A 20,596-nucleotide genomic window follows, 5' to 3' on the forward strand; every position below is an offset into this window, starting at 1 on the left:
CCAGAGGCTTTGAGCCACCATAAAGTGTTTTGCGGCATCAGGAAACCGCTTCGCGGCTGGGGCCATCCAAGGAAAAAGGCTGCCAACGAAAAGGGCTGCGGCAATGCCGCAGCCCTCTCTTGGAAGGTCTGTCGTTGTGTGCAGACCAGTTTGGCCTCTTGGGGTCACCGACCCGCAAAAACTGTTCGCGCAAGCTTTCGTCGGCTGTCACGACATCGTCAAGGGACAAAACGGGATGTGTGAGAAAATGTTCCTGTTTTTCCCGACGCGTTTCGGCGCGGGCAAGCGTTCGCCAGCGGCACTGCGTCACGCACTGCCATTATATCCCAAGCGACAGGACAGTTCGGGAACGAACGTCGGTTGGGCCCATTGTGTCGGCGGATGGTATCGGCGCTATCCATGCATTGCCCGGCTGAGCGCCGAGACCGGTCCGCCCGCCGAACCGGCAGCATCCTGGAGCAGCCGGTTCGGCGCCCCGGGCGTTAGTTCATCCCGATTTCCACCGCGATCCGGATCAGGTCGGAATGGTTCTTGGCACCGAGCTTCTGCTTGAGCAGGGAGGTGGTGTTGGCGACGGTCTTATAGGAGATACCGAGTGCCTCGGCGACCTCGACGATCTTGTCGCCTCGACCCAGCAGGCGAAGAATCTCGAGCTCCCGCGGCGTCATCTGCGAGGCAGGATTGGCCTTGATCGCCGCGCCGGAAAACGTCACGGCTTCCGCGAGCTGCGGTGAGATGAAATTGTCGCCCGCAACCACCTTGCGCACCGCCTTGAGCAGGATCCGGGGATCGTCGCCCTTGGAGACGTAGCCCTGCGCCCCAAGCTCGACCGCCCGCACCACGAAGGCCGGATCGTCATTCATGCTGAACATGATGATCTTGGCGTCGGGATCGTCCTTGCGAATGCGCCGCATCAGTTCAAAGCCGGAGACGTCGGGCAGGCTGATGTCGATCACAGTGACGTCGGGGCGCTTGGTGACATAGGCGCGATGCCCGGATTTGGCGTCGGTCGCCTCGTCGATCCGGATCGAATGGTCGGAGGCGAACAGGGTGCGGCAACCGGACAGCACCACGGGATGGTCGTCGACAATCAGGACTCGGGTCGCCGGCTTGGCAGTATCTTGCATTGTAACTCTCTAGTTTTTCGACTCATAAACCGACGGGAACAAATGGAAAGAGCAAAATCCCCTGATGCGCGTTAGAATTGACCTAATGTGGCACCGCTTCTCGTTCAGGACCCAACTATTTCTGCCACTCGGCTTGAGCTTCCTCGCCGCGCTGATCATGAGCGGCGTGCTGCTCCAAACCTTCGCCACCGACCAATTGGCGGACGAGAACGAGCCGGGGCGGCGTTCGATCCAGACCATTGCCGCCGCGCTCAACAACACCCTGCGCACCTCAAACAATCCGCGGCAGACGCTGGACGCCTTTGTCCATTCTCTGGACACCTCCTCCGATATCCAATTCCGTGCCGTAGAGACGGGTCCAGCTTCCTCGGCGAGGGGCGGCCTGCGCAAGCCGCATGGCGTACCACAATGGTTTGTCGACCTGCTCGCCATTCCGGACGTGAACGCGGCAGCTCCGGTGACGATCGACGGCCAGCGTGTCGGCGATCTCGTCTTCCTGCCGGACCTGTCGGCCGACCTGTTCGAGAAGTGGATCGGCTTTCTCGCACTGACCATCCTCGTTGCCGTGCTGATGGTGCTCACCGGCACCATTGCGTATGTTTTCGCGGGATCGGCCCTGCGCCCGCTGCAAGATCTCGGCGAAGGACTCTCGCGGATGCGGAGCGGCCACTATGCAACGCCCATCCCGGTCGGAGGACCGCCGGAAATCCGGCAAAGCTGTGAAGAGGCCAATGCGCTGGCCGAAACGCTGGCGCAATTGAGCCAAGATAATCGCGACCTGCTGCACCGCCTGGTGTCGCTCCAGGACGACGAGCGGCGCGATCTCGCGCGCGAACTGCACGACGAACTCGGTCCGCTGCTGTTCAGCATCCGCGCCGGCACGATCGCATTGGCCGACGCCTCGCCTCCTGCGGGAAATCCCGGCAGTTCGGCACAGGAGGTGTTGCAATCGGTCGAGGCGCTCCAGCAGACCAACCGCCGCATCCTCGACCGGTTGCGACCGCTCTATATCGAGGAATTGGGTCTGGAGACCAGCGTGCAGACGCTGCTCCGGAATTTTCGCAAGCAGGCGCCGTCTATTGACCTGACGGACACGATCGATCCGGATCTCAACGCGATCGACGGGCCGCTGGCTCAGACCGTCTATCGCGTGATTCAGGAGGCGCTGACCAACGTGCTGCGTCATGCCGGTGCCAGCAATGCCCATGTGCAGGCGACCGTCGCCGGCGACACGGTCGCCATCGAGATTTCCGACGACGGCGGCGGCTTTCCCGAAGGGAATGTGTTCGGCCGCGGCCTGACCGGCATGCATGAGCGCGTGCGCGCACTCAGCGGATCGCTGTCACTGCTGCGCGTGGACGACAGGACCTATGTGCGCTGCCGCCTTCCCGCCGGACCGGCACGCGAGGCGCCGGTCAACGATTAGAACGTCTTCGAGCGAAGTGGATACCGGTTCGCGTGAAGAAAAGGAGTCAAAACAGAATCCAGAGTTCGGTTCTGATTTAATGAGAACCGAAACTCTAGCACGCACAGCCAAGCTGCGCGTTCTGTCGCGCCGGCTCGCACAACGTGGTGCGGATCTTGCCGTCGGGACTGAAACAAAACGAGGCGCGGATGCGCAGCGCGCCGGCGACGGAATATTCGACATCGACGCCGTGGGGCGCAGGATGGATTTCCTCCAACCCGAAACCGGCCGACGAGAAGGCGCTGAGACGCGGCTGCCAATAGGCTTCGAGCTCGCTCCGGCCCCGATAGTGCTGCGTGCCGTTGCACGTGCATTCGACCTCGGCATCGTCCGCATAGAGATCGAGGAGCGTCGCGAGGTCGCCCTTCCTGCAGGCATCCACCCAGTCGACGACAATTCCCATCTGGTCGAAATCGCTCACGCTGCAATCCTGTCTGCCGCGGAAAAACGATGGCGGCTTAGGACCACACTCGTGAATGTCTGCTGAATGGTAAACCCCGGGCGATACCGGGTTCCCTGGAGGGATTGCGCAGTTCAGCCCCGCCGCCGCCCTCTTGCCCACACGGCGAAGGCGATGAGCACGGCGCCTGCAAGCGTGAACCAGGTGATGGCGTATTGCAGGTGATCGTCCTTGAGATGCACGTCGAGCGGTCCCGGCCGCGGAATGCCGTTCTCGGGGGCGGGCTGCTCGAGGTCGACATAGAACGGCGCAACCGCGCCCCAGCCCAGCGCGCTCGCGATCGCCACGTGATCGCGCACGAACCACAGCCGTTTGTCGCGGTTCGCCGCCGGGGTCAGCCAGCCAGGTGGCTCCGGGAAGCGCAGATAGCCGGTGAATGAGACCGCCTGGCCCGTGACGAGCTTCTTGACCGCGCGATCCTCGACGCTGCGATCCTGCATGGTGTTTTCGACGAAGCCCGCATCGATGACCACCGTCTCTCCGCCCGGCAGCCGCGCCGGCAGGAACGCCCAGGTGCCGGGGCCTGACGCATCCTTGCGTACGGCGGATCCGGGGGAATAGACCATCGCATCGGGTAACGGCGCATAGGTCGCGGTAAAGCTGACACGGCGGAATTCATCGCGCGCGGGACTTAGCGCGGCCCATCGTGCCGGCGGCGGCAGAGCGACCGGTGCTTCCGCGAGGCGCTCGGTGAGGGCGGCGATCAGCTCATGCTTGGCGAGGCGGCGCTGCAATTGCCAGACACCGAGCACGACGCAGACCGCAGTCAGGAACAGCGTGAACAGCGCGAAGCCGGCCACGCGAGGCTTGCGCGCGGTCTCGTTCATTTCGCGCGGTCGACCAGCCGGCCCGGCGCCGCCTTATGGTGGAATTGCAGCGCGATCAGCAGCGACTTCATCGCGCGCAACGGCAGCAGAGTCGTCGCGAGAATCAGCGGCAGCCACAGCACCGCGTGCAGCCAGTACGGCGGCTGGTACTTGACCTCGACGACGAGCGCGCAGCCGACCACGATCGCGCCGGCCAGCATGATGATGAAGATCGCCGGACCGTCACCGGAATCGATGAAGGCGTAGTCGAGGCCGCAACGCTCGCAGGACGGCGCTAGCGTCAGGAAGCCCGCATAGAGCTTGCCCTGGCCGCAGCGCGGGCATTTGCAGGCAAGCCCGCGCAGCGCGCTTTGCAGGACGGTGACTTGCGGCTCGGACGTATCGCTGGCTTCGTTCATGGTCAAAGGGTCTATCACAGTTTCTGCCGAAACCCTGCGCGCAGAAAGCAAAAGGGCGGCCCCGGGGCCGCCCTTTCTCGATCCGATGTCAGCCCGCTTAATGCGCGCCGTGGGCCATGGTCTCGGCACCGTGTCCCCAGACATAGATGCAGAGGAACAGGAACAGCCAGACCACGTCGACGAAGTGCCAGTACCAGGCGGCAAACTCGAAGCCGAGATGCTGGGTCGGCGTGAAGTGGCCGGCATAGGCGCGGAACAGGCACACCAGCAGGAAGATGGTGCCGACCAGCACATGAAAACCGTGGAAGCCGGTCGCCATGAAGAAGGTTGCGCCGTAGACGTTGCCGCCGAAGGAGAATGCCGCGTGGCTGTACTCATAGGCCTGCACGCAGGTGAAGAGCGCGCCGAGCACGACGGTGAGGATCAGGCCATATTTCAGGCCCTGGCGATCGTTCTCGAGCAGCGCATGGTGGGCCCAGGTCACCGTGGTGCCGGAGGTGAGCAGGATCAGCGTGTTCAGGAGCGGCAGATGCCAGGGATCGAAGGTCTCGATGCCGTGCGGCGGCCAGGTGCCCGGCACGGCGCAGGCGCCGGCCGCGGTCCCGAGACCACAGCCGAACACCGCATCGCGGGTGGCGTGGACGGCGTCGGCCGGGAATAGCGCCGCGTTGAAATAGGCCCAGAACCAGGCGACGAAGAACATCACCTCCGAGGCGATGAACAGGATCATGCCGTAGCGGTGATGCAGCTGCACGACGCGGGTGTGGTCGCCCTTGTACTGGGCTTCCCTGATCACGTCGCCCCACCAGCTCGCCATGGTGTAGAGCACGCCGACGGTGCCGACACCGAAGATGATCGGCGCGGCCGAGAACATGTGGTGCATCCAGGTGATCGCGCCGACCGCCATGATGAAGGCGGAGATGGAGCCGACGACGGGCCATGGCGAGGGATCGACCAGGTGGTAGTCGTGATGCTTGGTGTGCGCCGTTGCCATTTGCGGTCTCGCTCCTCAATCCCGTGCCTGTCAGGCACTTATCCCCTTATGTCCAACCCCGGCGCGTGAGCCCGGAGATCAGAGATTTCCCTTGCGTTTGTCGTCTTCGCTGGCCGCGAGCGGCTTCACCACCGGATCCTTCACCGGATAGAACGTGTAGGACAGCGTGATCGTGTTGAGACCGTCGTTGTCGTGGTCGTCGGCAATCGACGGATCGACGTAGAACACGACCGGCATCTCGCGCTTCTCGCCGGGCGCCATGGTCTGCTCGGTGAAACAGAAGCAGTTGATCTTCTGGAAATAGGATCCGACCGTCAGCGGCGCGACATTGTAGGCGGCCTGGCCTGCGGTGGTCCGCGCGGCCTGGTTCGTCACCGTGTAGAAGACGGTCACGACTTGGCCGATATTGACCTCGATCTCGCTCTGCTCGGGTTCGAACTTCCAGGGCAGGCCGGGCGCGACGTTGGAATCGAAGCGCACCGCGATCTTCCGTGCGATCGGGCCGCTGGCCGGCGCCGACGTCGCGACCTGGGTCGTGCCGTTGAAGCCCGTGGCGCGGCAGAACCAGTTGTAGAACGGCACCGCCGCGTAGGAGGCGCCGACCATCAGCGCGACCACGCCGCCGCAGATCGAGGCGACCACCACGTCGCGGCCAAGCCCCTTGGCAGGCCTGCGCCCCTTGGTGGCCGTCCGGCTCTGATCCTGCGATATGGTCGGCTTCTGATCCATGTTTCCTACATCGGCCGGACGAGCACGGCCGGTCCTTTGACCATGGTCACGGCGAAGAACAGCACCACGAGCACGCCGAGCGCGAGTGCGATCGCGATCGAGCGCTGACGACGGCTCTTCTTCTGCGCCTCGGTGAGGACGATTCCATCTATCTCGGGTTTGTCGGCCATCCCTGCGATCATGCGCTCCCTACCATCGGCGCAAGCGCCCGGAACACGACCTCGGCCAGCAAGGTCGCAAACAGCGCAAACAGATAGAGGATGGAGAATGCAAACAGCTTGCGGGTCGCCCGCAGCGATTGGCTGCGCTCGCGACGCACATAGACGTTGACGGCGAACGCCAGCATGCCGGCGCCGAGGATCAGAGAGACGATGCCGTAGATGGCGTCGAAATAGCCGAGCGCCCAGGGCGCAGCAGCGACCGCGATCAGCACAATGGTGTAGAGCAGGATTTGAAGCCGGGTCGCGTCGGGGCCGGCGACGTTGGGCAGCATCGGGATGCCGGCGCGCGCGTAATCGTCGGACCGGAACAGCGCCAGCGCCCAGAAGTGCGGCGGCGTCCAGAAGAAGATAATGGCGAACAGCAGCAGCGGCTCGACGTCGACCGTGCCTGTGACCGCGGCCCAGGCGACCACCGGCGGCAGCGCGCCGGCGGCACCGCCGATCACGATGTTCTGCGCGGTCCAGCGCTTCAGGCCGATCGTGTAGATCACGACGTAGAAGAAGATGGTGAAGGCGAGCAGCGCGCCCGCGATCCAGTTGACGAGGATGCCGAGCGTCATCACCGAGAAGAAGGCGAGCGTCATGCCGAAGGTCATCGCCTCGGGACGGGTGATGCGGCCGCGTGGAATGGGGCGGTTCGCCGTGCGCGACATCTTGGCGTCGATGTCGCCTTCCAGCGCCATGTTGAGCGCGCCGGACGCGCCGGCGCCGACCGCGATGCAGAGCAGCGAGGTGATGGCCAGCACCGGGTGGAAATGCCCGGGCGCCATCGCCATTCCGACCAGCGCGGTGAAGATCACCAGCGACATCACCCGCGGCTTCAGGAGCGCGATGTAATCGCCAACCTCCGCTTCGGAGATGCGGGGATTGATGTCGATGGCGTTGTGGTCGAGGACGGACACTAGACTGACTCGCTTGGTTGTCGAGCCGCGGCGCCCGTCACGGGCGCCGCGAGCATTGGCTTACTGCACGCGGGGCAGCACTTCGAACTGGTGGAAGGGCGGCGGCGAGGGCAGCGTCCATTCCAGCGTGGTCGCACCTGCACCCCACGGATTGTCGCCAGCCGGCACCTTCTTCGCGAAGGCGTCGATTACGCAGTAGAGGAAGATCAGCACGCCGAAGCCGGAGATGTAAGAGCCGACCGACGAGACCAGGTTCCAGCCCGCGAACGCGTCGGGATAATCGACATAGCGGCGCGGCATGCCCGAGAGGCCGAGGAAGTGCTGCGGGAAGAACACCAGGTTCACGCCGATGAAGGTGACCCAGAAGTGCGCCTTCGCGAGCCCTTCATTGTACATGTAGCCCGACATCTTCGGGAACCAGTAATACCAGCCGGCGAAGATCCCGAACACCGCACCGAGCGACAGCACGTAGTGGAAGTGCGCGACGACGTAGTAGGTCTCCTGGAGCACGCGATCGACGCCGGCATTCGCCAGCACCACGCCGGTGACGCCGCCGACGGTGAACAGGAAGATGAATCCCACCGCCCAGATCATCGGCGCACGGAACTCGATCGAGCCGCCCCACATCGTGGCGATCCACGAGAAGATCTTCACACCGGTCGGGACCGCGATGACCATCGTGGCGGCGACGAAATAGGCCTGCGTCGCCGACGACATGCCGACCGTGTACATATGGTGCGCCCACACCACGAAGCCGATGCCGCCGATCGCGACCATGGCGTAGGCCATGCCGAGATAGCCGAACACGGGCTTGCGCGAGAAGGTCGAGACGATCTGGCTGACCATGCCGAAGGCGGGCAGGATCAGGATGTACACTTCGGGGTGACCGAAGAACCAGAACAGATGCTGGAACAGCACGGGATCGCCGCCGCCTTCGGGGTTGAAGAACGTCGTTCCGAAATTGCGGTCGGTGAGCAGCATCGTGATCGCACCGGCGAGCACCGGCAGCGACAACAGCAGCAGGAACACCGTCACCAGGATCGACCACACGAACAGCGGCATCTTGTGCAGGGTCATGCCCGGCGCGCGCATGTTGAAGATGGTGGTGATGAAGTTGATGGCGCCGAGGATCGAGGAGGCGCCCGCCAGATGCAGCGACAGGATCGCGAAGTCGACGGCCGGGCCCGGATGGCCCGAGCTCGACAGCGGCGCGTACATGGTCCAGCCGGCGCCGACGCCGTTGGCGCCCGGCTCGCCCTCGACGAAGGTCGACATCAGCAGCAGCGCGAACGACGCCGGCAGCAGCCAGAACGAGATGTTGTTCATGCGCGGGAACGCCATGTCGGGCGCGCCGATCATCAGCGGCACGAACCAGTTGCCGAAGCCGCCGATCATCGCAGGCATGACCATGAAGAAGATCATGATCAGGCCATGGGAGGTCACGAACACATTGTAGGTGTGCGTCTCGTGGAAGATCTGCACGCCCGGATACATCAGCTCGGCGCGGATCGCGATCGACATCGCGGCGCCGATGACGCCGGCGATGACCGCGAAAATCAGGTACATCGTGCCGATGTCCTTGTGGTTGGTCGAATAGACGTAGCGCCGCCATCCGGTCGGATGGGCGTGCTCGTCATGTCCGTGGTCTTGCGCGTGATCGCCGTGTGCCGCTGCGCTCGTTGCCATTTTCTAATCCTGCCTTGCGTCCCGATCGGACCTCTGGAGGTCCCGCCCTTATGTCGCTTTCAGTTTCCTCGAGCCGTTCGCCCGGCGCTCACTGCGTCGGGCCGGCCGTGGAGGCGTAGGTGCTGGTGCCGCCGCTCGCGTACTTCTTCTTCGCGGTCTCGACCCAGGAGGCGAACTCCTGGTCGCTCACCACGCGGATGGCGATCGGCATGAAGGCGTGGTCCTTGCCGCACAATTCCGAGCACTGGCCGTAGAACATGCCGGTCTTGGTGGCCTTGAACCAGGTCTCGTTGAGCCGGCCCGGAATGGCGTCGATCTTGACGCCGAAGGACGGCAGCGCAAAGGCATGAATCACGTCGGCCCCGGTCACCTGAACCCGAACCACCTTGTTGACGGGCACCACCATCTCGTTGTCGACGCCGAGCAGACGGGGCTGCTTGTCCTGGGCCATCAGCGAGTCGAACTCGAACTTGCCGTTATCCGGATAGGCGTAGGACCAGTACCACTGCTTGCCGGTCGCCTTGATGGTCAGATCCGCCTTCGGCACGTCGAGTTCGAGGAACAGGAGGCGGAACGACGGCACCGAGATACCGACCAGAATCAGCACCGGAACGAGCGTCCACGCCACCTCGATCAGCGTGTTGTGCGTGGTCCGCGACGGCACCGGATTGGCTCTCGCGTTGAATTTGACGACCACGATCACGAGCAGCGCCAGAACGAACAGCGTGATCAGCGTGATCAGCACGAACAGGAAATTGTGGAACCAGACGATGTTGTCCATCACCGGGGAAGCGGACTGCTGAAGCGTCCACTCCCACGCAGCCGGTTGCCCGAGCTCGGCAAATGCCGCACCGCCCGTCGCCAGCGTCAGACCCGCTACGGCCAATCCCAGCAAGTGCCGGCCCACCGGGCCCATCGACATCTTCATGCCGTTCGCGCTCCCCTAACGAAATCACCCCAAGTGCATTCCCCTATTTTCGGGAAACGCTTTATTCGATCCCCCCGTCTGACAAACCGCCGCGCAAGAATACCTCTAAGAGGAATTGGGGCCAGATCGCTAGAACGCCGAAATCAAGCCTCTCAAACCATAATTCTTGATCTATCGCAATGCAGTCTTGAGCCTCGTCTGTCAGCCATCACCCGCAAGATATTTCCTAGTAACATCAGACAAAAATACCATTTCCCGGGATGCTGCCGCTTGACAGCGGAATTGCCCGCGGTAGGCACTGGCGGACAGCCGCACAGGAACCTGATTCGTGCGGGCGACGGCGGCCGTGGCGGCGTGGAATTTGCTTGCGAATCGCCTTCAAGACGCCGTCATTCCCGTATCAGTCCGCCTGACGCGAGCGACCCAGGCGAGCAGAGGGACCGACCCGATGGGGTTTTCGAGATCCATGGCAAGGCGGGCTAAAAGCCAGGCTGGCGGCCTCACGATGCTGGCTGCCGTGTTGGCGGCGGTCGTCGCCCTGGCGCTTCCGGGCCTCGCCCATGCGCAGGGCGCGGTGCGCTCCGTCCATGGCGACTGGCAGATCCGCTGCGACACCCCGCCGGGCGCCCAGTCCGAGCAATGCGCCCTGATCCAGAGCGTGGTGGCCGAAGACCGCTCCAACGCCGGCCTGACCGTGATCGTCCTCAAGACCGCCGACCAGAAAAGCCGCCTGATGCGGGTCGTCGCCCCTCTCGGTGTTCTCCTGCCCTCCGGCCTCGGCCTCAAGCTCGACAACCAGGATGTCGGGCGTGCCGGCTTTGTCCGCTGCCTGCCCAATGGCTGCGTCGCCGAGGTCGTCATGGACGACAAGCTGCTCGGCCAGCTCCGCACCGCCAAGACCGCGACCTTCATCATCTTCGAGACCCCGGAAGAAGGCATCGGCTTCCCGCTCAGCCTGAATGGGCTCGGCGAGGGATATGACAAACTGCCGTAGGGCGAAGGACGGTCCCGCGAATCCTATTGTTTCCGTAATGTGAGACTTGGCGCCCTCGCGGAACTGCCGGAAAACCATTATCTTGCCTCACATCCCCCGATAATGGACGGACGCATGACCAACCCTGCCACAACCTCCCTGCTCGACCGCGCCAATCTCGACCGCGACCAGGTTCGCAACGAGCTCGCGCGCGGGCTTGCCGGTGCCGACGACGGCGAATTGTTCCTGGAATACAGCCAGACCGAAGCGCTGATGTTCGACAATGGACGGCTGAAGCAGGCGACCTACGACACCTCGCAGGGTTTTGGGCTGCGCGCCGTCAAGGACGATGCTGTCGGCTACGCGCATTCCTCCGACGTGTCGCTGCCGGCGCTGATTCGCGCCGCGGACGCGGTCGCGGCCGTGCGCGGCGGCTATTCCGGCAGTTTCGCCGCGCCTCCAGCGCATACCAACGTGCGGCTTTACAGTGACGACAATCCGCTCGATGCCCCCGGCTTCGAGACCAAGGTCAAACTGCTCGCCGAGATCGACGCCTATCTGCGCGACAAGGATCCGCGGGTGCGGCAGGTCAGTGTCAGCCTGGGCGCGACCTGGCAGGTGGTCGAGATCCTGCGGCCCGACGGCGAGAGCTATCGCGACATCCGCCCGCTCGTGCGCGTCAACGTCTCCGTCGTCGCCGGTCAGGGCGACCGCCAGGAGAGCGGCAGCAAGGGCTATGGCGGCCGCGCCGGCTACGCCGAATTCATCGAAAGCAAGAATTGGCGCGACGCCGCCGACGGCGCGCTGCGCGAGGCCCTTGTCAATCTGGAATCGATTCCCGCTCCCGCCGGCGAGATGGACGTCGTGCTCGGGGCCGGCTGGCCCGGCGTGATGCTGCATGAGGCGGTCGGCCACGGCCTCGAAGGCGACTTCAACCGCAAGAAGACGTCGGCGTTTGCCGGCCTGATGGGCCAGCAGGTCGCGGCCAAGGGCGTGACCGTGGTCGACGACGGCACCCTTGCCTCGCGCCGCGGCTCGCTGTCGATCGACGACGAGGGCACGCCGACCAACCGCACCGTGCTGATCGAGGACGGCGTCCTGGTCGGCTACATGCAGGACCGTCAGAACGCGCGCCTGATGAACATGAAGCCGACCGGCAACGGCCGCCGCCAGGGCTATGCCCATGTGCCGATGCCGCGCATGACCAACACCTACATGCTCGCGGGCGACCGCGATCCGGCCGAGATCCTCGCCTCGGTGAAGAACGGCGTCTTCGCCGCGAATTTCGGCGGCGGCCAGGTCGACATCACCTCGGGCAAATACGTGTTTCAGTGCACCGAGGCCTACAAGATCGAGAACGGCAAGATCGGTGCGCCCTTGAAGGGCGCCATGCTGATCGGCAACGGGCCGACCGATTTGCATCGCATCCGCATGATCGGCAACGACCTCGCGCTCGATACCGGCATCGGCACCTGCGGCAAAAACGGTCAGGGCGTGCCGGTCGGCGTCGGCCAGCCGTCGCTGTTGATGGAACGCATTACGGTGGGTGGAACAGGCGGATGAGTGTCGAGAAGGTAACTGTCACCACCAAACGGAAGAGCAGCGGCTGGGCCGGCCAGCTGGTGCAGCTCGTCGGTATCGTCGCCGCGGTGTTCATCGCCAAGGGTGCGCTGGCCGAGCCGTTCTACGTGCCGTCGGGCTCGATGGAGCCGACGCTGTTGATCGGCGACGCCTTGATCGCCTCGAAATTCCCCTACGGCTACGGCACCTCGTCGCTGCCGATCCAGATCAACCTGCCTGAGAGCGGCCGCGTGTTCGCGGAGACGCCGAAGCAGGGCGACGTCGTGGTCTTCCGCTGGCCCGGCGACCGCTCGCAGGCCTGGGTCAAGCGCGTCGTGGGTCTGCCCGGCGACCGCATCCAGCTGCGCCAGGGCCAGCTCTTCGTCAACGACCGCCCCGCCGAGCTGAAGCCGGACGGCGTTGGCGCCGCCGAGGACGACAATGGCGGCAGCGAACCCGCCTACCGCTATGTCGAGACGCTGCCGAACGGCGTCTCGCACCTGATCTTCAAGATGCGCGACAACGGTCCGCTCGACAACACGCAGGAAGTGACGGTGCCGGCAGGCCATCTCTTCGTGCTGGGCGACAACCGCGACAACTCCGCCGACAGCCGCGTGCCGTTGCGCTCCGGCGGCGTCGGCATGTTGCCGATCGACAATCTGGTCGGCCGCGCGGATGCCGTGCTCGGATCCTGGGATCTCGGCATTCGCGGCCAGCCGGTGTGGACCTGGCTGTCCGGATTTCGCATGGCGCGGTTTTTCACCGCCGTGCATTGAAGGCCGAATGTCTTCACTCCTCTCCTGCACGCGGGAGAGGGAGCGCAACAGTGATGGACCGCGACGAATTTCTGGCTCTCGCCCTGCGAAATCCCTTCAACGCAGCGATCCTCCATGAAATCCATCGCCTCGCGCTGCCGGATGCGTGGCTCGTCGCGGGCTGCCTGGTGCAGACGGTGTGGAACGCGCTCACGGGCCGCCCGATCGATCACGGCATCGCCGATTACGACGTGTTCTATTTCGATTCCGACACCTCATGGGAGGCGGAAGACGCGGTGATCCGCAAGCTGCAGGCGCAGCTCGCGCATCACGGCGCCAAGATCGAAATCCGCAACCAGGCCCGCGTGCACCTTTGGTATCCCGGCAAGCACGGTCTGCCCTATCCGCCCTTGATGCGCGCGACCGACGGTATCGACCGCTTCCTCACGGAGAATACGCAGGTGGGCATCCGTCCTGCCGGTGGGAATTTCAACGTCTACGCGCCGCACGGGTTCGACGACATCGCGAAGCTGATCGTGCGACCCAATCGGGCGCCGAATTTTTCCGCCGCCAGTTACGCGGCGAAGGCGGCACGCTGGAAGACACTGTGGCCCGAGATCACGGTGATCGCGCCGGAATGATCCGAGCTATCTCACCACGCCCGACGTGAACCCCGCCTTCCGGCGCGGCGGCTTGATTTCCTTTTTCAGGAAGCAGCGCGCTTCGCGTCCGGTGTAGCCCGGGCGGGCATAGGTGAAAGCGCGGCATTTGTTGTCGGCGGTGCAGGCGGCCTTGCAGGCTTCTTCGCCTTCGCCGTCCTTCATCTCGAAATTGCGCAGATCGCCGCCGGGGCGGTCGATCGAGGTCTCCACGCCTTCGACACGCGGCTCGATCACGCCGGCGCCGCGCACACCGGAGATGCAGCAGCTTCCCGGCACACGCGCAGGCACCGTGTTCTTCAGCCAGCACACCGCCGAGCCGCCTTCGACGTCGGGATAGCTGAAGCTCCACGAGCGGCAACGGCGGTCGCGCTCGCACAGCAGCGCGCAATCCTCCGGATCGCCCGACGTGACCGGGGTGCTGAAATAGTCTCCGCCGGGCCGGTCGAACGCCGTCTGGGCGCGCGCAGGCCAGCTCGCAAACGCGAGCGAAAGCAGCGCGGCGCAGGCCACGACGCTTGCCATTGCGGCCAGGCGGCCCTTCCCCATCGGAACAGCTTTCGAGTTATTGACGACGCTCGGGTTTTTCAGCCGGCCATTTGATCGCCGCAAACCTGTACGGGCGATGAACGGCTCGGGTCCCGATCGTTGGGCCCTTGGTTTAGAACGCGTATTCCGCGTAGGCTGGTTCCACCGAGCCGTTCCAGGGACCGTTGAATTTGTCGAGCATCTCCTCAGCCGGCGTGCGGCCGGAATCGATGATGCGATCGAGCGGCTCCAGATGCCTGGTCTCGTCGCGGCCGAGCTGGTCGATCCGGCCGCGCCGGCGCAAGCCGGCATGTGCCAGAACGAGGCACTCCTTGGCGATCTCGAACAGATAGCGGTCCTTGATCCGCGACTTGAAGCCGAAGCGCGGCACGTCGTCGCGCAGGGCTTGGCGCTCATGCGCGCTCCAGTGCTTCACCAAATCCCAGGCGGCATCCAGCGACACATCGTCGTAGAGCAGCCCGGCCCAGAACGCCGATAGCGCCGGCAGTCGGCCCCACGGACCACCATCGGAGCCGCGCATCTCGAGATAGCGCTTGAGCCGCACCTCCGGGAAAATCGTCGAAAGATGGTTGGCCCAGTCCGACAACGTCGGACGTTCCCCAGGCAGATTGTTGTTGCGGCCATCGAAGAAGGCGCGGAACGAGGAGCCGGAGACATCGATGTAGTCCTCGTCACGCTTGACGAAATACATGGGCACGTCGAGCGCGTAGTCGACATAGCGCTCGAAGCCCATGCCGTCCTCGAATGCCCAAGGCATCATGCCGGCGCGCGCGTTGTCGGTGTCGCGCCAGATCTCGGACCGGAAGGAGAGGAAGCCGTTCGGCTTGCCCTCGGTAAACGGCGAATTGGCGAACAAGGCGGTTGCGGCCGGCTGCAGCGCGAGCGAGACACGCAGCTTCTTGACCATGTCGGCTTCGGAGGAGAAGTCGAGATTGGTCTGCACCGTGCAGGTCCGGTACATCATGTCGAGGCCGTACTGGCCGACCTTCGGCATGTAATTGGTCATGATCTTGTAGCGGCCCTTGGGCATCACCGGGATGTCGGCGCGCGACCAGGACGGCGTCATGCCGAGCCCGAGAAAGCCGATGCCGAGCGGCGTTGCGATCTCGCGCACCTGCGCCAGATGCGCCATCAGCTCGCTCTGGGTCTGGTGCACGTTCTCGACCGGGGCGCCCGAAAGCTCGAACTGCCCGCCGGGCTCCAGCGAAATCGCGCCGCCGCCGGTGACGTCGTAGAGGCCGATGATGTTGCCCTTCTCCATGATCGGCTCCCAGCCAAGCAGGAGTTTCATGCCTTCGAGCAGCGCGCCGATACCGCGCGGGCCTTCGTAGGGCACCGGGCGGTGGCCTTCGAGCGTGAACGGCGTCTTCTCATGCTCGGTGCCCATGCGGAATTCGGACGGGTCCTTGCAGCCTTCCTCGAACCACTTGACGAGTTCGTCACGCGATTGCAACGGCGTCATATCGATCTGGTCTCGCGCCATATCAGACTCTAATCAAAAGCGCTTCGATCGAACGCGCGTGGGTGACAGGGATGGTCCGCGCAGCCACCGGCTGCACGGACGAGCTGGTGTGCCGCGCGCTCATCGCGACGGCGTGGTTTCGTTGGCGTGGACGATGGGCGGCAGTTTCATCTCGCCGCACGAGCAGCCCAGACGGTCGAGCAGACCGCTGAGCTTCACGGCATCTGCATCGGACAGCTTTGAGCCGACATATTTCTCGATCGCGGCCGAATAGGCGCCCCACATCCGCTTCTGCAATTCGCGGCCGGCTTCCGTGATCTCCACGAACTGGCCACGCTTGTCGATCTTGCATTCACGCCGGGAGGCGAGGCCCTCGTCGACCAGGCGGTCGATCAGCCGCGATGTCGAATATTGCGGGATCAGCATCTGCCGTTCGAGTTCGACCGGCCGGAGCTCGCCCGAGGGCGCCCGTGACAGTTCGAGCAGCGCGTCATACCATGCCAGCGGCGGGAAGCCGGCCTTCTTCAGGTCCTGCTCGACGCAATTGAGCACGCGGCTCTGCACCCGCATCAAGCGGATCCAGGCGGAAGTCGCCTCGGTGGATGGTTTGCGTTTCATGGTCCCGCTCAAGCTCGTCGCCCGTCTCTTACCCTATTCGATGCACCTGCATCAATCTTGACTATTTCAAGCAGATGCATGTAGTCGTTCTTTCGCCTGAGCCAAGCAACAAGAGGAGGAAATTCCATGAAATTGTACTATTCGCCCGGTGCCTGCTCGTTATCCCCCCATATCGCGCTCCTGGAGGCCGGCCTGCCCTATGAACTGGTCAAGGTCGATATCCGGGCCAAGAAGCTCGAAAACGGTGAGGATTATCTGAAGCTGAACCCCAAGGGCCAGGTCCCTGCGCTGGGCCTCGATAGCGGAGAGATCGTGACCGAAGGCCCGGTGATTGTCCAGATGATCGCCGATCAGGCCTCAGCCAAGGCGCTGGCGCCGGCACACGGCAGCTCCGAGCGCTACAAGCTGCTCGAATGGCTGAACTTCCTCACCTCGGAGGTCCACAAGAGCTTCGGCCCGATGTTCGCGCCGACGCTGAACGATGAGGCCAAGGCCTTCTTCAAGGACCGCGTCATGGGCAAGCTGAAATACATCGACAGTCAGCTCGCCGGCCGCGACTACCTCATGGGCAAGCAGTTCACGGTGGCTGACGGTTATCTCTTCACGATGCTGACCTGGGCCGACCGGATGAAGTTCGACCTCTCGGCGATGCCGAACCTTGCCGCGTACAAGACCCGCGTCGCGGCGCGGCCGCAGGTGCAGGAGGCGATGAAGAAGGAAGGACTGATTCAGGCGACCTGAGGCGCACGTGCGAAAGGCCGGATCGAAATCCGGCCTTTCGTCTTTTTCATCTTGGCCCCGGTTCAGAGAATCACGCCGCCGCCTTGTTCGGAGCGAAGCGGCCGTAGAAGGTTTCTCCCTTCGCGGCCATCTCCTCGAGGAGTTTCGGCGGGGTGAAGCGCGAGCCGTATTTCGCTTCCAGCTTGTGGCAAAGCTCGACGAACTTCTTCGTACCCATGAAGTCGATGTAGGACAGCGTGCCACCGGTGAACGGCGCAAAGCCGAAGCCGAGAATCGAGCCGACATCCGCTTCGCGCGGATCGGTGATGACGTGGTCCTCCACCGTGCGCGCGGCCTCCACCGCCTGCACCACCAGGAAGCGCTGCTTCAACTCCTCGACGTCGAGGGTATCAGGATCGAGCTGCTTGGGCTGCAGCGCGGACAAGCCCGGCCACAGGCTCTTCTGACCCTTGCCCTTCTCGGGGTAGTCGTAGAAGCCTTTGCTGTTCTTGCGGCCCAGGCGGCCCTGCTTCTCGACCATTTCCACCATCAGCTTCTTCTGATCAGGATTGATGGCGTTGGGGCCGAGGTCGGCTTCCGTCGCCTTCATGATCTTGAGCCCGAGGTCGAGCGCGACCTCGTCCGACAGCGAGAGTGGGCCGACCGGCATGCCGGCCATCTTCGCGCAGTTCTCGATCATCGCGGGCGGCACGCCCTCGAGGAACATCTCGTTGCCTTCGGCGACGTAGCGGCCGACGCAGCGATTGGCGAAGAAGCCTCTGGAGTCGTTGACGACGATCGGCGTCTTGCCGATCTGCCGGACGTAGTCGAGCGCGGTCGCGATCGCGAGATCGCCGGTGTTCTTGCCCTGGATGATTTCGACCAGCATCATCTTCTCGACCGGCGAGAAGAAGTGGATGCCGACGAACCTGCCCTGGTCCTTGAAGGATTCCGCCAGCGAGGTGATCGGAAGCGTCGAGGTGTTGGACGCGAAGATCACGTCCGGCTTCATATGCTCCTGCGCCTTGGCGAAGGTATCGGCCTTGACCTTGCGGTCCTCGAACACGGCTTCGATGACGAGATCGACGTCCTTCAGCGCGGAATAGTCCGCGGTCGGCGTGATGCGCGCGAGCAGGGCTTCTGCGTCGCCGGGCTTGGCGCGGCCCTTCTTGATCTGCTCCTCGATCACCTTTTGCGCATGCGCCTTGCCCTTGTCGGCGCTCTCCTGGTCGCGATCGATCAGGACGACGTCGAGGCCGGCGCGCGCCGAGACATAGCCGACGCTCGCGCCCATGAAGCCGGCGCCAATCACGGCGATCTTCTTCACCTTGGTCGGCGGCACGTCCTTCGGACGACGCGCACCCTTGTTGAGCTCCTGCATCGACAGGAACAGGCTGCGGATCATCGCGGCCGCTTCCTTCGAGCGCAGCACCGAGGTGAAGTAGCGCGACTCCACCCGCAATGCGGCGTCGATCGGCAACTGCAAGCCCTCGTAGACGCAGCTCATGATCGCGCGCGCAGCCGGATAATTGTCGTAGGTCTCGCGGCGATAGATCGCATTGCCGGCCGGGAACATCATCATGCCGGCCTTGGAGAACACCGGGCCGCCTGGCAGCTTGAAGCCCTTCTCGTCCCAGGGCGCAACAGCCTTGCCGCCGCCCTTGATCCAGTCCTTTGCCGCCTTGATCAGATCGGCGGCGGGGACGACGGCGTGAATCAGATTCAGCGCCTTGGCTTTCTCGACCGTAACCGGATCGCCCTTGAGCAGGATCGTCATCGCGTCCTGCGGCGGCACCAGGCGCGGCACGCGCTGCGTGCCGCCGGCGCCCGGGAACAGGCCGACCTTGACCTCGGGGAGGCCGAGGCGCGTCTTGGGATTCTCCGCCGCCACGCGGTAGTGGCAACACAGCGTGATCTCGAAACCGCCGCCAAGCGCGAGGCCGTTGATCGCCGCCGCCCACGGCTTGCCGGAGGTCTCGATGGAGCGCAGCACCTGTGAGAAGCGCCGGCTCTGCTCGAACAGCATCTGGTTCGCCGCCGTCTCGCCCTGCTCCTTGAAGACCTTTGCGTAGGCCTGGTTCATGCCTTCGAGCATGGACAGATCGGCACCCGCGCAGAACGCTTCCTTGGCGGAGGTGATGACGACGCCCTTCACTGCAGCATCCGCCGTGGTCGCCTTGACGATCGCGTCGAGCTCGTTGGTCGAGGTCTCGTCGAGCACGTTCATCGAACGGCCCGGAATGTCCCAGATGACGAGCGCGATGCCGTCGGAATCGGTCTCAACCTTGAAGTTCTTGTAAGCCATGCTGGTTGTTCCCTACCCTTAGACGCGTTCGATGATTGTGGCCGTGCCCATGCCGCCGCCGATGCACAGCGTCACCAGTGCGGTCGCCTTGTTGGTTCGCTCGAGCTCGTCGAGCACGGTGCCGAGGATCATCGCACCGGTGGCGCCGAGCGGATGGCCGAGCGCGATCGCACCGCCATTGACGTTGATCTTGGCGTTGTCGATGTCGAAGGCCTGGATGTAGCGCAGCACGACGGAGGCGAAGGCCTCATTGAGCTCGAACAGGTCGATGTCCGACTTCTTCATGCCGGAGCGCGCGAACAGCTTTTCGGTGACATCGACCGGGCCGGTCAGCATCATCGCGGGCTCAGAGCCGATATTAGCGAATGCACGGATCTTGGCGCGCGGCTTCAGGCCGTACTTGCCGCCGGCTTCCTTGCTGCCGAGCAGAACGGCGCCGGCACCATCGACGATGCCCGACGAATTGCCGGCGTGGTGCACGTAATTGACGCGCTCGATTTCCGGATGCGACTGCACCGCGACGCCATCGAAGCCGCCCATCTGTGCCATCATCGTGAACGCCGGCTGCAGCTGCGCCAGCGACTGCATCGTCGTCGAAGGACGCATATGCTCGTCCTTGGCGAGGATGGTGAGGCCGTTGATGTCCTTCACCGGGACGACGGACTTGTCGAAGCGGCCTTCTTCCCAGGACTTCGCCGCGCGCTGCTGGCTCTGCACCGCATAGGCGTCGACGTCGTCACGCGAGAAGCCGTATTTGGTTGCGATCAGATCGGCCGAGACACCCTGCGGCATGAAATACGCCGGCACTGCCATCGACGGGTCCATCGGCCAGGCGCCGCCGGAGGCACCGATGCCGACGCGGCTCATCGATTCGGCGCCGCCGCCGATCACCAGCTCGTGCTGGCCGCTCATCACCTGGGCTGCGGCAAAATTCACGGCATCGAGGCCGGAGGCGCAGAAGCGGCTGATCTGCACGCCCGGCACCGCTTGGCCGAGGCCCGCCTTCAGCGCGGCAAAGCGCGCGATGTCGGAGCCGGCTTCGCCGACGGGATCGACCACGCCGAGAATGACGTCATCGACGGAATCTTCCGGCAGGTTGTTGCGGTCCTTCAGCGCCTTCAGCGGCACGGTCGCGAGCGCGAGCGCGGTGACTTCGTGCAGCGCGCCGTCCGCCTTGCCGCGGCCGCGCGGGGTGCGGACGTGGTCGTAAATATAGGCATCTGCCATGGGAGCCTCCTGATTGCAGTTATTGGTCGCG

21 protein-coding genes are annotated in these 20,596 nt (G+C 64.1%); 6 read left to right on the forward strand and 15 right to left on the reverse strand.

Annotated features, from left to right (window positions below; all coding sequences use genetic code 11):
• Window positions 1-482: 482 nt before the first annotated feature.
• Complete coding sequence (locus AC0L3S_RS29705) at window positions 483-1,127, reverse strand: response regulator transcription factor (protein WP_473261057.1); 645 nt, start codon at window positions 1,125-1,127, stop codon at window positions 483-485.
• Between the two features lie 85 nt (window positions 1,128-1,212).
• Here AC0L3S_RS29705 and AC0L3S_RS29710 point away from each other — a divergent pair, with 85 nt between their 5' ends.
• The gene (locus AC0L3S_RS29710) at window positions 1,213-2,553 is read left to right on the forward strand and encodes a histidine kinase (protein ID WP_473261152.1); all 1,341 of its coding nucleotides are present in this window, start codon (window positions 1,213-1,215) and stop codon (window positions 2,551-2,553) included.
• A 94-nt stretch (window positions 2,554-2,647) separates the two neighbouring features.
• Here AC0L3S_RS29710 and AC0L3S_RS29715 read toward each other — a convergent pair whose 3' ends face one another.
• The 9 genes from AC0L3S_RS29715 to coxB all read right to left on the reverse strand — a co-directional run bounded on the left by AC0L3S_RS29715 (window position 2,648) and on the right by coxB (window position 9,737).
• Window positions 2,648-3,013: a nuclear transport factor 2 family protein gene (locus AC0L3S_RS29715; protein WP_473261059.1), complete on the reverse strand. Its 366-nt coding sequence runs from the start codon at window positions 3,011-3,013 to the stop codon at window positions 2,648-2,650.
• A 113-nt stretch (window positions 3,014-3,126) separates the two neighbouring features.
• Window positions 3,127-3,879, reverse strand: coding sequence for an SURF1 family protein (locus AC0L3S_RS29720; protein ID WP_473283154.1), 753 nt, complete (start codon window positions 3,877-3,879; stop codon window positions 3,127-3,129).
• Window positions 3,876-4,277 carry a DUF983 domain-containing protein gene (locus AC0L3S_RS29725; protein WP_473283157.1) on the reverse strand — a complete coding sequence of 134 codons (402 nt, stop codon included), beginning with the start codon at window positions 4,275-4,277 and terminating at the stop codon, window positions 3,876-3,878. Before AC0L3S_RS29725 ends, AC0L3S_RS29720 begins: the two co-directional genes overlap by 4 nt.
• 97 nt (window positions 4,278-4,374) lie before the next feature.
• Window positions 4,375-5,271: a cytochrome c oxidase subunit 3 gene (locus AC0L3S_RS29730; protein WP_007599437.1), complete on the reverse strand. Its 897-nt coding sequence runs from the start codon at window positions 5,269-5,271 to the stop codon at window positions 4,375-4,377.
• A 78-nt stretch (window positions 5,272-5,349) separates the two neighbouring features.
• Window positions 5,350-6,000 (reverse strand): cytochrome c oxidase assembly protein, encoded by a 651-nt coding sequence (locus tag AC0L3S_RS29735; RefSeq protein ID WP_473261067.1) that lies wholly within the window; start codon window positions 5,998-6,000, stop codon window positions 5,350-5,352.
• 5 nt (window positions 6,001-6,005) lie between these two features.
• A complete protein-coding gene (locus AC0L3S_RS29740; protein WP_007599435.1) occupies window positions 6,006-6,182 on the reverse strand; it encodes a hypothetical protein in 177 nt (58 codons plus the stop codon).
• Window positions 6,179-7,123 carry a heme o synthase gene (locus tag AC0L3S_RS29745; protein WP_473261069.1) on the reverse strand — a complete coding sequence of 315 codons (945 nt, stop codon included), beginning with the start codon at window positions 7,121-7,123 and terminating at the stop codon, window positions 6,179-6,181. Before AC0L3S_RS29745 ends, AC0L3S_RS29740 begins: the two co-directional genes overlap by 4 nt.
• A 60-nt stretch (window positions 7,124-7,183) precedes the next feature.
• A complete protein-coding gene (ctaD, locus tag AC0L3S_RS29750; RefSeq protein ID WP_007605061.1) occupies window positions 7,184-8,809 on the reverse strand; it encodes a cytochrome c oxidase subunit I in 1,626 nt (541 codons plus the stop codon).
• Between the two features lie 88 nt (window positions 8,810-8,897).
• Window positions 8,898-9,737: a cytochrome c oxidase subunit II gene (gene coxB / locus AC0L3S_RS29755; RefSeq protein WP_473261071.1), complete on the reverse strand. Its 840-nt coding sequence runs from the start codon at window positions 9,735-9,737 to the stop codon at window positions 8,898-8,900.
• 448 nt (window positions 9,738-10,185) lie between these two features.
• Between coxB and AC0L3S_RS29760 the strand changes: the two genes are divergently transcribed.
• From AC0L3S_RS29760 to AC0L3S_RS29775, 4 genes are all read left to right on the forward strand, one after another.
• The gene (locus tag AC0L3S_RS29760) at window positions 10,186-10,731 is read left to right on the forward strand and encodes an invasion associated locus B family protein (protein WP_473261073.1); all 546 of its coding nucleotides are present in this window, start codon (window positions 10,186-10,188) and stop codon (window positions 10,729-10,731) included.
• Window positions 10,732-10,845: 114 nt separating this feature from the next.
• Window positions 10,846-12,273: a metalloprotease TldD gene (tldD, locus tag AC0L3S_RS29765; RefSeq protein WP_473283159.1), complete on the forward strand. Its 1,428-nt coding sequence runs from the start codon at window positions 10,846-10,848 to the stop codon at window positions 12,271-12,273.
• Window positions 12,270-13,046 (forward strand): signal peptidase I, encoded by a 777-nt coding sequence (gene lepB, locus AC0L3S_RS29770; RefSeq protein ID WP_473283161.1) that lies wholly within the window; start codon window positions 12,270-12,272, stop codon window positions 13,044-13,046. Before tldD ends, lepB begins: the two co-directional genes overlap by 4 nt.
• Window positions 13,047-13,099: 53 nt before the next feature.
• Window positions 13,100-13,666 (forward strand): nucleotidyltransferase family protein, encoded by a 567-nt coding sequence (locus tag AC0L3S_RS29775; RefSeq protein ID WP_473283163.1) that lies wholly within the window; start codon window positions 13,100-13,102, stop codon window positions 13,664-13,666.
• Between the two features lie 6 nt (window positions 13,667-13,672).
• Here the strand turns inward: AC0L3S_RS29775 and AC0L3S_RS29780 are convergent, their stop codons facing one another.
• From AC0L3S_RS29780 to AC0L3S_RS29790, 3 genes are all read right to left on the reverse strand, one after another.
• Window positions 13,673-14,233, reverse strand: a complete 561-nt coding sequence (locus tag AC0L3S_RS29780) for a PAN domain-containing protein (RefSeq protein WP_473283165.1) — start codon at window positions 14,231-14,233, stop codon at window positions 13,673-13,675.
• Window positions 14,234-14,345: 112 nt separating this feature from the next.
• Window positions 14,346-15,716 (reverse strand): glutamate--cysteine ligase, encoded by a 1,371-nt coding sequence (locus tag AC0L3S_RS29785; RefSeq protein ID WP_473283167.1) that lies wholly within the window; start codon window positions 15,714-15,716, stop codon window positions 14,346-14,348.
• 99 nt (window positions 15,717-15,815) lie between these two features.
• Window positions 15,816-16,313, reverse strand: a complete 498-nt coding sequence (locus AC0L3S_RS29790; protein ID WP_027515263.1) for a MarR family winged helix-turn-helix transcriptional regulator — start codon at window positions 16,311-16,313, stop codon at window positions 15,816-15,818.
• Window positions 16,314-16,439: 126 nt separating this feature from the next.
• On the opposite strand from AC0L3S_RS29790, the gene gstA reads away from it, so the two are divergent.
• The gene (gstA, locus tag AC0L3S_RS29795) at window positions 16,440-17,054 is read left to right on the forward strand and encodes a glutathione transferase GstA (protein ID WP_473283169.1); all 615 of its coding nucleotides are present in this window, start codon (window positions 16,440-16,442) and stop codon (window positions 17,052-17,054) included.
• 70 nt (window positions 17,055-17,124) lie between these two features.
• Here the strand turns inward: gstA and AC0L3S_RS29800 are convergent, their stop codons facing one another.
• Together AC0L3S_RS29800 and AC0L3S_RS29805 are read right to left on the reverse strand one after the other, a co-directional pair.
• Window positions 17,125-19,338, reverse strand: coding sequence for an FAD-dependent oxidoreductase (locus tag AC0L3S_RS29800; RefSeq protein WP_473283172.1), 2,214 nt, complete (start codon window positions 19,336-19,338; stop codon window positions 17,125-17,127).
• 18 nt (window positions 19,339-19,356) lie between these two features.
• The gene (locus AC0L3S_RS29805) at window positions 19,357-20,565 is read right to left on the reverse strand and encodes an acetyl-CoA C-acetyltransferase (RefSeq protein WP_473283174.1); all 1,209 of its coding nucleotides are present in this window, start codon (window positions 20,563-20,565) and stop codon (window positions 19,357-19,359) included.
• Window positions 20,566-20,596: the final 31 nt, after the last annotated feature.

Source organism: Bradyrhizobium sp. Ken01 (assembly GCF_055807355.1).